Below are 15,440 nucleotides of genomic sequence, written 5' to 3'. Positions count from 1 at the left end.
TTTACTCCTTTATTAGTTCTTGACGCCGTATCAATTTAAATGCGGTGCATGGAATTAAAAATATCTTCGTGCATGATGTGAATTGTGAGTCCCTCTTGCTTTGCGAGTGCTGTAAATTTGTCAGAAAGTTGATCAAACGGAATTTTGGAATCCTTCAGATCAACCAACATAATCATTGCAAAGAGATCTTGCATAATCGACTGCGAAACATCCGTTACATTCACGCCGTTTTCTGCACAGATCGCGGTGACTTTTGCAAGAATTCCCACCATATCTTTGCCCAAAACTGTAATAACCGCGCGCATATTTATTCCCTCCGATACATGATTCAAACTTTTTAAATTTATTATGAACGATAAAAGAGAGACTGTCAATATTTTTTTCCCCCTCGGCAAACTGCTTAAAAATCAGAGATTCCGCCAAAGTAAAACAGTCACACTGATGTCTAGGATTCCAAGATAAAAAATGTTAAAATAAATTTGTCTTTTTTATTTATTCAAAAGAATTCAAAAAATTGGAACCTTTTAGAAAGAAGGTCAAAATGTGAAATATCCTTTTTTGTCAGATTCTCATACCCATTCTAAATACAGTGAAGACGGTGCCGATTCGGTCATGATGCTTTGCAAAAATGCACTTGATCAGGGACTTTATGCGATTACGGTTACCGATCATTGTGAATGTAATACTTATTGGGAACAGCATTTTCATGAATCAGTTTGCCAAAGTTGGAGCGAAACCCGGCGTGCTGCTGTTTCCTTTCAAAATAAGATCCATATTTTTACTGGGGTCGAATTGGGACAACCGATGCAGAATAAAAGCGGCGCGGATGATATTTTAAACGCCTGTTCATTCGATTTTGTCCTTGGAAGTTTACATAATGTCAAAAATGAACGTGACTTTTATGATTTTGACTATCAGCATCGGGATGTAAGACCGGTATTGACCCAATATTTTGAAGAACTTTTAGAGATGATCCGTTGGGGAAAATTTGATTCTCTGGCACATCTCACTTATCCGTGGAGATATTTTGAAGAGTATGGGGTTGGAATTCCCATAGAAGACTATCAAAACCAGATTGACCATATATTGAAGGAATTGATTCGGCAGAAGAAGAGTTTGGAAGTCAATACCAGTGGGTTGCGGCAAAAAATGGGAACAACGATGCCAAATGAAAAAATTGTGAAAAGATATCAAAGTCTTGGAGGAAGCATGGTAACGGTGGGAAGTGATGCGCATCGTTGGGCTGATGTAGGCAGCGGAATCGAGGAGACCTTGAGTATGCTGCGGCGGATTGGCTTTTCACATTTTACAATTTATGAAAAACGAACGCCGGTGCAGGTTTTAATTTCGGAATAAGCTTTTTGAAAGAGGAAAGTGCATTTTATGCACTTTCCTCTTTTGTTTCTTTTTTTAATATGGTATAATAAAAGCTCAAAATTTATAAAAAACAGTATTTCAGAAGGAGTGAAAGACCGATGGATCGACTTTTAACTTTGTTACATGAGAATGCCCGCTTGAGCAATAAACAGCTGGCAGCAATGCTGGACGAAACGGAAGAAAATATCAGCACAGCGATCGCTGATTACGAAAAACGAGGGGTTATTCGCGGCTATCAGGCCCTGATCAACTGGGAGCGTGTCGATACCAATAAGGCTATCGCCCTAATTGAGCTGCGTGTTTCTCCAAAGAAAAATCGTGGCTTCGATGAGATTGCAGGAAAAGTAATGAGCTTTCCTGAAGTAGACAGCGTCTATTTGATGTCCGGAGGCTATGACCTCGCGGTTACCGTTCACGGAAAATCGATGCAGGATGTAGCAATGTTTGTTATGCGTCGTCTTTCCACCTTGGACAGTGTGCTTTCCACCGCAACGCATTTTATTTTGACTCGCTATAAAGAGAGCGGCGTCATTATGAATCAGGAGGAGGAAAAGGACGAGAGGAGAGACGTATACTGTGATTGATTACAGCAAACTGCTGACAAAACGGATTCAGCAGGTTCGCCCCTCCGGTATCCGTAAATTTTTTGATATTGCCAACGAAATGGATGATGTGATTTCTCTCTCTATCGGCGAACCGGATTTTTCGACTCCATGGCATGTGCGACAAGAAGGAATCAAGTCTTTGGAGATGGGAAAAACATGGTATAGTCCGAACCGTGGTTTTGCAGAATTAAGAGAGGAAATCTGCAAATTTTTTGATCGTCACTATCATGTTCAATATGACCCAAAAACAGAAGTGCTTGTCACCGTCGGCGGCAGTGAGGCTTTGGATCTTGCGGTTCGCTGTTTAGTAGAACCAGGAGAAGAAGTCTTGATTCCGCAGCCTAGCTTTGTTTGTTATGAACCGATGGCACAGATGGTAGGGGCTGTTCCAGTTATTATCGAAACAAAAGAAAAAGATGGGTTCCGTTTGACACCGGAAGAACTGCGCGCAGCGATCACGCCAAAGACCAAACTTCTTGTACTGCCGTTCCCAAATAATCCGACGGGAGCAGTTATGCGGAAAAAAGATCTAGAAGCGATTGCCGAAGTGATTCGTGGGACCAATCTGATTGTCCTTTCTGATGAAATTTATAGTGAACTGACTTATGGAGATCAGCAGCATGTTGCATTTTCGTCCCTTCCGGACATGCGCGAGCGTACGATCGTTGTCAATGGCTTTTCAAAAGCATTCGCGATGACCGGCTGGCGTTTGGGATATGCCATGGGGCCAAAAGAACTGATCGCACAGATGACAAAGCTTCATCAGTATGCAATTATGAGCGCTCCGACTACCAGCCAATATGCAGCGATTGAAGCAATGCGTCATGGGGACGCTGATATCGTTTATATGCGCGAGCAGTATGATATGCGCCGCCGGCTGATTGTGGACGGCTTTAATGAAATGAACTTGACCTGCTTTGAGCCGGAGGGCGCTTTTTATGTTTTTCCATGTATTAAGCGCACGGGACTTTCGAGTGATGAATTTTGTGAAAAATTGCTTTATGCAAAGCATGTAGCGGTCGTTCCGGGCAGCGCCTTTGGAAATTGCGGCGAAGGATACGTTCGTGTTTCATATTCTTACAGTATCAATCATATCACAGAAGCGCTTTCCAGAATTCGTGACTTTTTAAAGCAACTTGGGTGCTGATTTATGAAACCGTTTGTTGTAAAAGCTTATGCAAAGCTTAATCTTGCTCTGGATCTGGTTGGAAAAAGAGAAGATGGGTATCATCTTCTGCGAATGGTGAATCAAAGCGTTAGTCTTGCTGACTGCTTGACGATCCTGCCAAGTGATATTCTGCTCGTAAAGTGTGACGATGCAGATCTACCAGACGGTCCCGAAAATATTGCCTATCGTGCGGCAAAACATTTTTACGAAATCGTTCCCGAAGCACCCAAAATTCAAATTCAAATTGAAAAACATATTCCGCACGAAGCCGGACTTGGCGGTGGCAGTACCGATGCCGCAGCCGTTCTGCAAATTTTAAATCAGATTTCCGGAAAACCATTTTCGGAGAAAGCTCTTTTTGCTCTTGGTGAAAGAATCGGAGCGGATGTGCCGTTTTGCATCAAGGGAGGCACAGCTTTAGTTGAGGGAATCGGAGAGCAGATTGCTCCGTTAAATGAAATGCCTACCTGCGAAATTGTTTTATGTAAACCTAAAATTGGGGTGGAAACAAAGGCGGCTTTTGAGATGGCGGATCGACTGCCTTCTTTAGAAGCATGTTACAGTGAAAATGTAAAGCAGGCAATCAAAGAAGGAAATCTGATAAAGCTTTCAGCTTCTCTTGGAAACTTCTTTGAAGATATTCTAAAACTTCCGGAAATTTTGAAATTGAAGGCAGCTTTTTTGAAAATGGGAGCGCTTGGTGCCGCAATGACAGGCAGTGGATCTGCGGTATTTGGAATTTTTGAGGGCCCTATTTTGGCGCAGAAATGCGTGGATTCCTTAAAAAAGCAATATGATGAGACTTTTTTGTGTGAACCAGTCTCAGTTCCGCTTCAAATTGAACCATAATTTTTAAACAAATTGTATAAATTTTCCAGTATGCCCCATACTTCCTTTGAACTTTATTTTAGAGGAGGAATGGGGCATGCGCCTTTTTACAAAAGCAGTTGCTGCAGCGTTAGTCCTTTGTTTGGCAATTTCCTGTACGGGAATCACTGCTGCGGGGGAAGGAATTTCTGATCGGGTTTTGCGGCTGCACGTTCTTGCAAATTCAGATTCAGAAGAGGATCAAGCGTTAAAACTAAAAGTACGGGATCGGGTCCTTTCGGTTAGTGAACAGTGGTTTAAAAATGCGGATAGCCGCGAAGAAGCACAAGAAGCTGCCGAGGAACATCTTGCAGATTTAAAGAAAGCCGGAGAAGAAGTCCTGAGAGAAAATGGAAATGACGATCCGGTAGAGGTGCGGTTAGAAGACTGTTGGTTTCCTACGAGAACCTATGGAAATGTAACATTGCCTGCTGGTACTTATCGTGCGCTTCGTATTTTAATTGGTGAGGGCAAAGGACATAATTGGTGGTGCGTGCTGTTTCCGGCGCTTTGTCTGCCGGGCGCAGAGCAGGATAGTAATCTTTCTGATGTATTGACTCCGGCGCAGGAGCAAATGACACAACCAGGGTTTGCCGTCAAATTTAAAACGGTGGAACTTTATGAAGAAATTCGCCAATGGCTTTCTCAAAACTCCTAAAAAGATTTTGAAAGGCTCCTTCGGTTTTCCGAAGGAGCCTTTTTTAGCTTTTCCGCCCCAATTGTTTATGATATAATAAAAATAAATAAAAAAGGAACGGGTGAGAAGATGCTGCATTTATTGTTGGGGCGTTCTGGAAGCGGAAAGACAAGAACTGTGCAGGAAGAATTGCGGAAACATGCTAAAGACGAAGAGGCAAAGCTGTTTTTGTTAGTCCCAGAGCAGGCTTCTTTTGAGAATGAAAGAACAATTTTGCATGCACTCGGGGCTAAAGACGCACAGAAAATTTATGTGCTAAGCTTTTCTCGCCTTTGTGATTTACTCGGTCGTACCTATGGAGCCATGGCCGGAAAACGGCTTTCGGCCGGAGGCAGAATCATCCTGATGAATATGGCATTGGAGCAGGTTCGAGATCGCCTGCATTTTTACCGTAAAAACGCAAATGGAACGGAATTGATTTCGACACTGCTGCAGGGAGAAAGCGAATTTAAGATGTGCCGTGTTTCGCCGGAAGATTTGCAGAAAGCTTCTCTGAGTGCCCAGACGCCGAATCTGAAACAAAAGCTTTCAGAACTATCTTTAATTCTGTCTTCTTATGAAGCATTGGTAAGTCAGAGCTATCTTGATCCGCAGGACGATCTAACCCGCGCGGCAAATTTACTGGAAGCCCATCCCTTTTTTGAAAATGCAGTCGTCTATATTGACGGGTTTCAAAGCTTTACCATGCAGGAATATGAAATTCTTAAATGTATAATTCGTCAGAGCAAAGAGGTTACGGTTTCTCTTTGTGCAGATCAATTGGCAGACCCTGAACATGGGTTGGGACTTTTTTCGTTCGTTCGGGAAACGGCACAAAAATTGATTCGGCTTGCAAGAGAAGGAAATGTGCCGGTGGCAGCACCAGATGTTTTGCCGGAAGGTAAACGGTTCCTTTCGGAAGATCTTGCCAAACTGGAGGCAAATCTTTATCGGGGCAAACGGGAAAAGGTAGATAAAAGTGCAGAACAGATTCATCTTTATGCAGCTCAGAATCTTTATGATGAGGCTCAATTTGCAGCAGCAAGCATTCGAAGATTTCTAGTAAACAGCACCTATCGCTGCCGGGAAATTGCAGTGGCGGCTCGGTCATTGGAGCCTTACCGTGGAATTTTAAACGCTGCATTCGAGCGGTACGAGATTCCATTTTTCATGGACGAAGCACAGAATATTACAGTACAGCCTTTAATGCGACTTACGTTGTCGGCTTTAAAAGCTGTTTCTTCCGGATTCGAAACCGAGGAAATTCTTACATGCATTAAGACAAATCTTCTTGGAATTGATGAAAATATGCAGTCACAGTTGGAAAATTATTGCTTTGTTTGGCAGTTGAATAAATCGGCTTGGCAGACGCCGTTTACGATGCACCCCGGTGGATTCGTTTCCAAATGGACAGAGAAAGATCAGAACCTTCTAGGAGAACTTAATGAAGTGCGGGAAAAAATCATTACGCCCATGGCACATCTAAGAGAAAGGACCAAAGACACCGACGGAAAAGGGATGGCGAAAGCAGTCTACGATTATCTGACGGAAGCCGGGGTACAAGAAAATCTGCGGAATTTTGCGGATTCTCTCGAAAAAGGAGGAGCCCCTGCGCTTGCAGATAATACGCTTCGTCTCTGGGATTTGCTGATGGAGATTCTGGATCAGTGCGCGATGACCATTTCAGAACGTCCGATCTCGCGGACTTCCTTTCTAGAACTTTTACGAATGGTGATTTCAGAAAGTGAAATGGCAAGTATTCCACAGGGATTGGATGAAGTGACAATAGGTGCCGCAAATCGTATCCGCATGGCAAAACCGAAAGTCGTCTTTTTACTTGGCGTTTGTCAGGGGGAATTTCCACAGACTCCTTCCAGCGGAGGAATTCTAAGCTTTTCAGAGAGAATTTCTCTGATCGATCATGGACTACCGCTCAGTGATCCGCTTTCAGGGGTTGCTGTGCAGGAACGATTTCTTGCTTATCAAATGGCTTCAGCTCCTAGTGAAAGACTTTATGTTTCGTGGCCGATTAATTCCAGCGATGGGACCCAAAAGCAGCCTTCTTCGCTGGTTTCGGAGATTTCGGCACTGTTTCCTCATTGCCCGGTTGAATCGGAAATGACATTACCGGAATCTTATTTTGCAGGATCTAAAAAGGCTGCTTTCGAGCTGCTTGCGCGGCGGTGGAACCATAAGACAGCGGTAGAAGCTTCTCTGCGTCAATTGTTCTCTGAAACAGGGGAAGAAGCCCGTATGAATGCACTGGAAAAAGCGTCAAAGAGAGAAACTGCAGTCTTTCAAGATTCTGAAAACGCCCAAAAGATTTTTCCTAAAAATATGCGTGTTTCGGCGACACAAATTGAAACGTATCATCAATGCAGGTTCCGCTATTTCTGCCGCTATGGAATGAACATAGAGGAAAGACGAATGGCAAAACTGGATGCGCTGGAATATGGCAGTTTGATGCACTATCTCTTAGAGCATTTATTTCGTGAGATCGGCGCCGAAAAGATTTTAAAGATGGGACAAAGAGAACTGCGGAAAAATGTAGATCAGCAGCTTTTGTCTTATGCACAGGAAAAACTTGGTGGAACAGAGACTCAGACAGCACGTTTTTCATGGCTTTTGCAGCGCGTAGCAGAAGCGGCCTGCGTCGTGATATGGCATATTGCAGAAGAGCTTTCTCAGAGCAGATTTTCACCGACTGATTTTGAGCTTCCGGTTGGACAAAGTGAGATTCCCGGGCTGAAAATTTCACTTTCGGACGGCGGAAGCGTAGAAGTTGATGGAAAGGTCGACCGTGTAGATGCAGATGAAATTGACGGAAATACCTATCTGCGGGTCGTTGATTATAAGACTGGCAAGAAGATGTTTCGCCTTTCCGATGTTTTGGACGGAACGAACCTGCAAATGTTGATTTATCTTGCAGCGCTGTGCGAAAACGGCGGTTCACACTGGAAAAATCCGAAGCCTGCGGGAATCCTTTATATGCCGGCAGACCGGCCGGCTTTTACTGCCAGTCGAAAGACGGATGACGAAACGATCCAAAAAGATCAGAATAAGAAGCTGCGTATGAATGGTCTCTTGCTGGACGACCCAGGAATCCTTTCCGATATGGAGGAGGACGGAAAGGGGACTTATATTCCTGCGGCTCTAAAAAATGGGGCATCAACATCAAAGAGCAGTGTTGTAAGCAGCAGGGATTTTGAGCTGATTCTCCAAAATATTCGGGAAATGGTCAAGGAGATGGCAGAAGAACTTCATCGGGGAAATGTGGAAGCACAGCCTTTAAAAGATCGGGATACCGCATGCAAGTGGTGTCCGTATGGGGCAGTTTGTATGACCGAGGAAGGAATGCCCGTTCGGGAAACGAAATCGAATGTATCTGTGACAGAGGCAGTTGAGATTCTGAGGAGGGGGGAGTCAGATGAGACGTGAATGGACAAGCGCTCAAAAAGACGCGATCGAAGCGCGCGGCGGACCGCTTCTAGTATCTGCGGCAGCCGGTTCTGGAAAGACAGCGGTCTTGGTAGAGCGGGTTATCAAAAGAATTACCGATCCAAAAGATCCGATTGATGCGGATCGCCTTCTGGTCGTTACTTATACAAAGGCCGCTGCCGCTGAAATGCGTGGGCGGATTGCAGACAAGCTTTCAGAACTTCTGGAAGAGGAACCGGACAGCCTCTTTCTGCAAAGACAGCAGCTGCTTTTATCAAGAGCACATATCAGTACTGTACATAGCTTTTGCCAGGAACTTTTGCGGGAACATTTTTCTGCAGTCGGAATTTCGCCGGATTTTCGAATTGCGGATGAGAGTGAGCTTTCGGTTTTGCAGAATGAAACACTGGATATGGTTCTCAATTTATTCTACGAAAAAAATGATCCTGTCTTTTATCAACTGTTGGACGCATTTTCAGCTGGGCGGGACGACCATCTGCTCCGGAATATTCTTTTTAAACTGTATGATTTTGTACGCAGTCACCCGTTTCCGTCTCGTTGGCTGCGGGAAAAAGCAGCGATGTATGATTGCCAAAATATCAGACAGTCGGTTTGGGGAGACGTAATTATCCGATTTGCACAGCAGACATTTTCCTATGCAATTTCGATAACGCAGCATTCTATGAGGCTGTTAGAGTCAGCGGATGAGAAACTGAGAGCAGCTTCTATGCCGGCTTTTTTGTCGGATCAAGAAATGCTAGAGGCCCTTCTCGAAAGTCTTCAAAATGATTCTTGGGATGACTTTTCTCAGAAGATTCAAATGGCCTCTTTTGAACGTCTTTCCACTCCGAGGGGCTATTCCGATGATTCTATTAAAATTGCGGTGGCAGAAAATCGGAAAGAAGTAAAATCTGGAATTGAAAATTTAAAAGCAATCTTTGCGCCGTCCGAAGCAGAGTGTCTGGAAGACTTGCAGCAGCTAAAACCGCTTGTCGAAAAATTGTTTGCCATTTTGGAAGAATTTCATACGGCGCTGCAGCAGAAAAAAGCAGAACGAAAAATGGCCGATTTTGGAGACCTGGAACATTGGGCGTTGCAGCTTTTGGTGGAGGAGACGCCGGAAGGCTATCAAAAGACTTCTGCTGCCGAAGAAATTTCCAATCAGTTCGACGAGATCATGGTGGACGAATATCAGGATACGAACGAAACGCAGGATTTGCTATTTCGTGCGGTTTCCAAAGATGAGACGAATCTTTTTATGGTGGGGGATGTCAAACAGAGCATCTATAGTTTTCGCCAGGCAATGCCGGAACTTTTTCTTCGCCGACGGGAAAAAAGCGCTGAATATCATAGAGATCATGCACAGTTTCCCGCATGTATTACACTGGACCGTAACTTTCGCAGCCGTTTTGGAATTACGGAATCGGTTAATTTCTTTTTCCGTCAGCTGATGAGCCGGGAAGTTGGACAGATGGAATATACCGAAAAAGAATCTTTGGTGTGCGGAGCGGAGTATCCGGAAACAAAGGATTCTGCTCTGGAACTAGATGTTCTGCAGTATTCTGCCGAAGAAACAGATCATTTTCTGGAAGCGGAATGTCGACGGATTGCAGAGAAGATTTTTGAATGGACCGCGACCAACTCGGTAACAGAGAATGGGCAGATGCGGCCTGCACAATATCGAGAAATCTGTATTTTATTGCGCAGCGCAAATCAATATGCGCCTGTTTATGCAGATGAATTGGGAAAATTGGGAATCCCTGCATGGGCGGATGCTGGAAAGGGATTCTTTGATGCACCGGAAGTACGGGCAGTGCTTTCCCTTTTGCAGACGATTGATAATCCGCTCAATGATCTTTCTTTGCTTGCCCTTTTGATGGGCCCAATCGGTGGCTTTAGTCTGGACGAGATGGCAGATATACGTGCGAAAAGCAAAGACAGTTCCCTCTTTGCTTCTTTGCAAAAGGCTGCCGCAGAAGGAAACGAACGGATTCTTTCTTTTTTAAAGCAGCTTTCTCTTTGGCGCAATTTTGCAGCCGCGCTTCCGTCAGATCAGCTGATTGGAGCTTTATATGAAGAAACCGGTTATGCGGATCTTGTGCTTGCAATGGAAAATGGGACGCAGCGCCTTGCAAATCTGCGCCTTTTGCAGGAACGCGCCAGATCGTATGAGGACAGCGGTCATAATGGGCTTTCCGGATTTCTTCGCTTTTTGGAACGCCTCAAAAATCAAGGGCAAGATATTCCGATGGCAGAGACGCTCAGCGAAAGTGCCAATGTGGTACGGATCATGAGTATTCATAAGAGCAAAGGACTAGAATTTCCAATTGTAATTTTAGCGGGATGTTCCAGAAAATTTCATACGGAAAAGGACACTGTTCTCCTTCACCCACAGATGGGCTTAGGAATCCAACTGCGAGCGACAGGAAAAGAATATCGGGTAAAGACGCTTCCATGGCAAGCAAATGCGATTCTCCTTCGTCAGGAGGGAATGAGTGAAGAACTGAGAGTCTTTTATGTAGCACTTACAAGGGCAAAGGAAAAACTTTTGCTTCTCTGCTCCCAAAAAGATCCCGAAAAGACGCTCTCTTCACTAGCCTGTAAGATGGGAGAAAAAAATCAGATTCCTCCTTTTGCAGTCCAACATGCAGATTGCTTGTCTGATTGGATTTTGCTCTGTGCGCTGCGTCATCCGGATTCCAAAAAGCTGCGCGAACTTTCCAATATGGATTGCAAAGTCCTTCCCTGCGACGCTTTATGGAAAGTGGAACTGATCCATGATCAGCCGTTTGAGCCGGAACAAAATGAAGCATGCAAGATTGAGATGCCGCCGGCAGATCCCAAATTACTCGAGGAACTGATGCGTTATACACAATATCAATATCCTTATCGGGATTTAGGGGCGGTACGAGCAAAAACAGCTGCTTCTGAGCTTGCAGAAAAACCGCTTCAGAAACAATATGCCGCCATGAGCCGACCAGCGTTTTTAGGCAAAAAGGGATTGACTCCGGCAGAGCGCGGAACCGCTCTACATGCTTTTTTGCAGTTCGCAGACTGGAAAATTTTAAAGGAAAATGCACAGGAAGAACTGGAACGCCTTGTCAAAGAAGAATTTTTGACATCGGAGCAGGCAAATGCAGTCAATCTTTCTGCCGTAACGGACTTTTGTCAGGCGCCGGTTTTTGATCGGATACAAAGATCTCCGCGCGTTCTTCGGGAATATCGCTTTTCAGTGGAAATCCCAGCAAAGCGTCTTGATCAGAAACTGACTGGTTCTATGGCACAGGAGCCGGTTGTACTACAGGGAGCAATAGATTGTGCGTTTGAGGAAAATGATGGGATCATTTTGATGGATTATAAGACGGATCACGTTCAATCTGCAAAGGAACTATGGGATCGTTATCAGGGCCAGCTCCTTCTCTACCGTGAAGCACTCGAAAAATGCTTCGATCTTCCGGTGACGGAATGCTTACTTTATTCTTTTGCACTTCATAAAGAAATCAGAGAAACAAGTATTTAATTAATACGAAAGCCCCCAAACTACTTTTCATAGTTTGAGGGCTTTTTAAAAATATAAAAGGAAGGAAAGTTAAAAGAAATCCATTACGGTTTTGCCAATCAGTAAAGCGGCGACGACCAGCATGATGGGACGAATAACCACGCTGCCTTTTTTTAGAGCCAAGCCGGAACCGATTAGATTCCCGACGATACAGCAGCATGCGGCGGGAACTGCTATCGCATAGTTGATCGTTCCGGCGAGGATGTAAGTGACAAGTGCGGCGTAGTTTGAGGCAAGATTTAAAATCTTGGCATTTCCACCTGCAGTTTTCATATCGTATTTCATCAGATAGCAATAAACTAAAATTGCGATTGTCCCTGTGCCGGGTCCAAAAAGTCCATCGTAACAACCGACAATCATTCCAATTAAAAATCCCATGAGATATCTTTTTTTAATGGGAATTTCTGTGGAGCGGTTTGTGTCGTTGCCTTTCTTTTTCATTAAAATCAGTACAACAACAATCGGCATCAGACAGAGTAGTGCTCCCTTTAAAAGACGTTCCGGAAGAAACAGAACTGCTCGAGAGGAAAAAGAAGAAGCAAGAAAAGCACCACAAGCTGAGAGCAATGCAATTTTGATATCGACAGCACCGTGGCGAAAATAGCGAATCGCTGAAAAAGTGGTTCCGCTTGCCGCAGTAAATTTATTAATCCCATAAACTTGTTGCAGAGGAAGTCCCGTCAACAAAATCGCGGGCATAGAGATTAGGCCGCCGCCGCCAGCAACTGAATCAACAAATCCGGAAAGAAATAGTGCCGGGCATAAAAAAAGCAGCACGTTCAAAGAAACCCTCTCCTTGTTCTTTATTCCATGTTATGCTATGATACCATAAAAGTCTAATATAAACAAATATCTATATTGATATAAAAAATATAAGCGAATTTATATAATAGGAGGCAAAATATGAATCCACTGGATCGACTTTATGTTTTGACGATTGCACACGAAAAAAATTTTTCTCGTGCCGCTGCAAAGCTTTATATCTCTCAGCCTGCGTTGAGTGCTTACATTATAAAGCTTGAAAAAGGACTCGGCTGCCGCCTATTCGACCGTAATACATTTCCTTTGTCTTTGACTTCGGAGGGACGAGCTTTTGTAGATTGTGCCAGTAAAGAAGAGACACTTGAAAAAGAATTGGGGGATTATCTTTCAGATCTGACAAATCTTGAAGCAGGCTGTCTTTCGATTGGTGGTTCACAATTTTTTTGCACTTGTTTTTTACCGCCGATTCTTACGGATTATGCGAGGCACTATCCGAAAATTTCAATTTCGCTGGTGGAAGATGGATATCCTGAGCTCAAAACGATGCTGGGAGAAGGAACTGTTGACTGCGTGCTTGATTATGAAACACAGAAAGCACAGAATTTAACAGTGCTTCCACTTCATCAAGAGCAGATTTTTCTGGCGTTGCCGCCATGTTCCCCTAGAAATCAGATCTTTAATAAATCTCGTCTTACAAAAGAACAGATTTTATCCGGATATTATTTACAGCCAGATTGTCCGAAAGTGCCGCTTTCTGCATTTTGGGAGGAAGAGTTTTTGTTTCTTAATCAAGAACACGATCTTTACGATCGATCACAAAAACTTTGCAGCAATGCAGGATTTCACCCGAAAATTAAGATGTTTTTAAATCAGACACTTACGGCTTTTGCATTGACTCTGGCAGATTTTGGAGCTTCTTTTATCAGCGATACCGTCATTCGATGCGGAAATTTTGAAAAGATTCCGCCGGTTTATAAGATTGATGATCAGGATGCCTGCCGATTCCTTTCCGCTATTTGTAAAAAGAATCGGTATGTTTCGAAGGCTTTGCAACGATTTTTGGATTTGACTGCAGAACGGCTTAAAGATTAAAAATGCAACAAAAAATGCAGTCCCTTTTAAGAAACTGCATTTTAGAAAATTTAAGGTTCAGCAGAATTTGACTCCAGTGCCATAAGCAATGACTTCAGCTGCACCCTGCATAATCGAGGAGGAGGCGTACCGCATGCAGACAATCGCATCAGCACCCTGTTGTTGTGCATCGTCTACCATACGCTGTGTTGCAATTTCACGGGCTTGATTCATCATCTCTGTGTAGGATTTCATTTCGCCGCCTACCAGGTTCTTAAAGCTGGAGCCAATATCACGGCCAATATTTTTACACTGAATCGTGCTTCCACGTACCATGCCGATGATTTGATAACTTTTCCCGGGGATATTTTCTGTTGTTGTCAGGATCATAATAAATGCACACTCCTTATCATTTTATATGAAGATCGCTTTTCTGTTTTTATTTTAGCATCTATGCTTAAAAATCACAATTAATTTTTAAAAAAACTGTTCTTGACATTCTTTTGGAGCATGTTATAATAAAAAGGCAAAACAAAGCGGGGCTTATATGCTCACACCTGTACGGTTTCGTCTGTTTACAGGTCAATACAGTGCCCTTTTTGGGGCGGGGTTGTATTGATGCGCAGACGGGATTAGTCTGCGCTTTGTCAATTTAAAGGCAATTTATTTGGAGGTGTTTAATCATTAGCAACAAGGAACTGCAGATCAACGAGGAAATCCGGGACCGTGAGGTCCGAGTGATCGATTCAAATGGCGGACAGCTTGGAATTATGCCCGCGGCAAAAGCTCTGGAGCTTGCTTACGAAGAGGATCTAGATTTGGTGAAGATTGCGCCGCAGGCAAAACCGCCAGTATGTAAGATCATCGATTACGGAAAGTACCGCTTTGAGCTGGCAAAACGGGAGAAAGAAGCCCGCAAAAATCAGCATATCGTAGAGATTAAAGAAGTTCGCCTTTCTCTTAATATTGACGTTCATGATTTTGAAACGAAAAAGAGCCATGCACAGCGCTTTTTAAAAGAGGGCAATAAGGTAAAAGTTTCGATCCGTTTCCGTGGACGTGAGATGGGACATCCCGCACAGGGGTATGAAGTCATGCGCCATTTTGCAGAGACTCTGGTCGAAATTGCCAATGTGGAAAAACCAGCTAAGCTGGAGGGCCGCAATATGCTGATGTTCCTTGCACCAAAGCCCGCCAAATAAGTTTTTAAACATCAAGGAGGATATAAACATTATGCCTAAGATCAAGACGCATTCCGGCGCAAAAAAGCGCTTCAAGCTTTCCAAAAACGGTAAGGTCATTCGTGCCTATGCCAATAAATCCCATCTTTTGAACGGTCACGGCAAGAGCCCAAAGAGAAAACGTGGACTGCGCGGTACCCGTGTGGCGGATAGAACAAATGTAGCGGCCGTTAAAATGATGATTCCTTATAAATAAATCATAAGGAAGAACGCGAACGGATCTATTTTGAAAATAAGCATATAAGTATGTGTTCGGAGGTATAGAAAATGGCAAGAGTCAAGGGCGCAATGATGACGCGCAAAAGAAGAAAGAAGATTTTAAAGCTCGCAAAAGGCTATTGGGGAAGTAAATCAAAGCATTTTAAGATGGCGAAACAGGCCGTTATGAAATCCGGAAACTATGCATTTGCAGGTCGTAAAGCCCGTAAACGCGATTTCCGTCGCCTGTGGATTACTCGTATTTCTGCAGCATGCCGGATGAACGATGTCACTTACAGCAGATTTATGAATGGCCTCAAGAGGGCCGGCATCAATCTAAATCGTAAAATGTTGTCGGAAATTGCAGTCGCTGATGAAGCTGCTTTTAAGAGCCTTGTGGAGCAAGCAAAAGCCGCTCTCTAAAAAGTTCAAGTTGCGCCCGGTTTTTTCCGGGCGCAACTTTTCTATTCTATAGCTT

General features: G+C 43.8%; 14 protein-coding genes. 11 read left to right on the top strand and 3 right to left on the bottom strand.

Annotation, left to right across the window (positions count from 1 at the left end; genetic code table 11):
- Window positions 1-35: 35 nt before the first annotated feature.
- Window positions 36-305: an ACT domain-containing protein gene (locus OP489_RS07735; RefSeq protein ID WP_266161381.1), complete on the bottom strand. Its 270-nt coding sequence runs from the start codon at window positions 303-305 to the stop codon at window positions 36-38.
- A gap of 238 nt (window positions 306-543) precedes the next feature.
- Here OP489_RS07735 and OP489_RS07730 point away from each other — a divergent pair, with 238 nt between their 5' ends.
- The 7 genes from OP489_RS07730 to addA all read left to right on the top strand — a co-directional run bounded on the left by OP489_RS07730 (window position 544) and on the right by addA (window position 11,651).
- A complete protein-coding gene (locus OP489_RS07730; protein WP_266161380.1) occupies window positions 544-1,356 on the top strand; it encodes a histidinol-phosphatase HisJ family protein in 813 nt (270 codons plus the stop codon).
- Window positions 1,357-1,475: 119 nt separating this feature from the next.
- Window positions 1,476-1,961 (top strand): Lrp/AsnC family transcriptional regulator, encoded by a 486-nt coding sequence (locus OP489_RS07725; RefSeq protein WP_266161379.1) that lies wholly within the window; start codon window positions 1,476-1,478, stop codon window positions 1,959-1,961.
- Entirely contained in the window at window positions 1,957-3,129 is a 1,173-nt protein-coding gene (locus OP489_RS07720; RefSeq protein ID WP_266163503.1) for a pyridoxal phosphate-dependent aminotransferase, read from the top strand. The genes OP489_RS07725 and OP489_RS07720 overlap by 5 nt, the downstream gene beginning before the upstream one ends.
- A 3-nt stretch (window positions 3,130-3,132) precedes the next feature.
- The gene (gene ispE, locus OP489_RS07715) at window positions 3,133-3,999 is read left to right on the top strand and encodes a 4-(cytidine 5'-diphospho)-2-C-methyl-D-erythritol kinase (protein WP_266161378.1); all 867 of its coding nucleotides are present in this window, start codon (window positions 3,133-3,135) and stop codon (window positions 3,997-3,999) included.
- Between the two features lie 76 nt (window positions 4,000-4,075).
- Window positions 4,076-4,675, top strand: a complete 600-nt coding sequence (spoIIR, locus tag OP489_RS07710) for a stage II sporulation protein R (protein WP_266161377.1) — start codon at window positions 4,076-4,078, stop codon at window positions 4,673-4,675.
- A 108-nt stretch (window positions 4,676-4,783) separates the two neighbouring features.
- Complete coding sequence (locus OP489_RS07705) at window positions 4,784-8,131, top strand: PD-(D/E)XK nuclease family protein (RefSeq protein ID WP_266161376.1); 3,348 nt, start codon at window positions 4,784-4,786, stop codon at window positions 8,129-8,131.
- Window positions 8,121-11,651: a helicase-exonuclease AddAB subunit AddA gene (addA, locus tag OP489_RS07700; RefSeq protein ID WP_266161374.1), complete on the top strand. Its 3,531-nt coding sequence runs from the start codon at window positions 8,121-8,123 to the stop codon at window positions 11,649-11,651. The genes OP489_RS07705 and addA overlap by 11 nt, the downstream gene beginning before the upstream one ends.
- A gap of 69 nt (window positions 11,652-11,720) precedes the next feature.
- On the opposite strand, the gene OP489_RS07695 is transcribed toward addA, so the two are convergent.
- Entirely contained in the window at window positions 11,721-12,467 is a 747-nt protein-coding gene (locus OP489_RS07695) for a sulfite exporter TauE/SafE family protein (RefSeq protein ID WP_266163502.1), read from the bottom strand.
- A 126-nt stretch (window positions 12,468-12,593) separates the two neighbouring features.
- Between OP489_RS07695 and OP489_RS07690 the strand changes: the two genes are divergently transcribed.
- Window positions 12,594-13,544 carry a LysR family transcriptional regulator gene (locus OP489_RS07690; RefSeq protein WP_266161372.1) on the top strand — a complete coding sequence of 317 codons (951 nt, stop codon included), beginning with the start codon at window positions 12,594-12,596 and terminating at the stop codon, window positions 13,542-13,544.
- A gap of 57 nt (window positions 13,545-13,601) precedes the next feature.
- Here the strand turns inward: OP489_RS07690 and OP489_RS07685 are convergent, their stop codons facing one another.
- Window positions 13,602-13,913, bottom strand: a complete 312-nt coding sequence (locus OP489_RS07685; protein ID WP_266161370.1) for a heavy metal-binding domain-containing protein — start codon at window positions 13,911-13,913, stop codon at window positions 13,602-13,604.
- Between the two features lie 275 nt (window positions 13,914-14,188).
- Between OP489_RS07685 and infC the strand changes: the two genes are divergently transcribed.
- The 3 genes from infC to rplT all read left to right on the top strand — a co-directional run bounded on the left by infC (window position 14,189) and on the right by rplT (window position 15,385).
- Complete coding sequence (gene infC, locus OP489_RS07680; RefSeq protein ID WP_266163501.1) at window positions 14,189-14,725, top strand: translation initiation factor IF-3; 537 nt, start codon at window positions 14,189-14,191, stop codon at window positions 14,723-14,725.
- A gap of 31 nt (window positions 14,726-14,756) precedes the next feature.
- The gene (rpmI, locus tag OP489_RS07675) at window positions 14,757-14,960 is read left to right on the top strand and encodes a 50S ribosomal protein L35 (protein WP_180340363.1); all 204 of its coding nucleotides are present in this window, start codon (window positions 14,757-14,759) and stop codon (window positions 14,958-14,960) included.
- Window positions 14,961-15,031: 71 nt separating this feature from the next.
- Window positions 15,032-15,385: a 50S ribosomal protein L20 gene (rplT, locus tag OP489_RS07670; protein WP_180340364.1), complete on the top strand. Its 354-nt coding sequence runs from the start codon at window positions 15,032-15,034 to the stop codon at window positions 15,383-15,385.
- The last annotated feature ends 55 nt before the right edge of the window (window positions 15,386-15,440 follow it).

It is taken from the genome of Caproicibacterium sp. BJN0003, from assembly GCF_026314295.1.
Lineage (GTDB): Bacteria > Bacillota > Clostridia > Oscillospirales > Acutalibacteraceae > Caproicibacterium.
The sequence above is the reverse complement of the archived record's forward strand: the minus strand, read 5'-3'. Positions and strand labels throughout refer to the sequence as shown.

What these genes read in the sequence shown, in the direction of transcription:
- OP489_RS07735 (WP_266161381.1), bottom strand. Translation starts at nt 305, where the DNA reads ATGCGCGCGGTTATTACAGTTTTGGGCAAAGATATGGTGGGAATTCTT.
- OP489_RS07725 (WP_266161379.1), top strand. Translation starts at nt 1,476, where the DNA reads ATGGATCGACTTTTAACTTTGTTACATGAGAATGCCCGCTTGAGCAAT.
- ispE (WP_266161378.1), top strand. Translation starts at nt 3,133, where the DNA reads ATGAAACCGTTTGTTGTAAAAGCTTATGCAAAGCTTAATCTTGCTCTG.
- spoIIR (WP_266161377.1), top strand. Translation starts at nt 4,076, where the DNA reads ATGCGCCTTTTTACAAAAGCAGTTGCTGCAGCGTTAGTCCTTTGTTTG.
- OP489_RS07705 (WP_266161376.1), top strand. Translation starts at nt 4,784, where the DNA reads ATGCTGCATTTATTGTTGGGGCGTTCTGGAAGCGGAAAGACAAGAACT.
- addA (WP_266161374.1), top strand. Translation starts at nt 8,121, where the DNA reads ATGAGACGTGAATGGACAAGCGCTCAAAAAGACGCGATCGAAGCGCGC.
- OP489_RS07690 (WP_266161372.1), top strand. Translation starts at nt 12,594, where the DNA reads ATGAATCCACTGGATCGACTTTATGTTTTGACGATTGCACACGAAAAA.
- OP489_RS07685 (WP_266161370.1), bottom strand. Translation starts at nt 13,913, where the DNA reads ATGATCCTGACAACAACAGAAAATATCCCCGGGAAAAGTTATCAAATC.
- rpmI (WP_180340363.1), top strand. Translation starts at nt 14,757, where the DNA reads ATGCCTAAGATCAAGACGCATTCCGGCGCAAAAAAGCGCTTCAAGCTT.
- rplT (WP_180340364.1), top strand. Translation starts at nt 15,032, where the DNA reads ATGGCAAGAGTCAAGGGCGCAATGATGACGCGCAAAAGAAGAAAGAAG.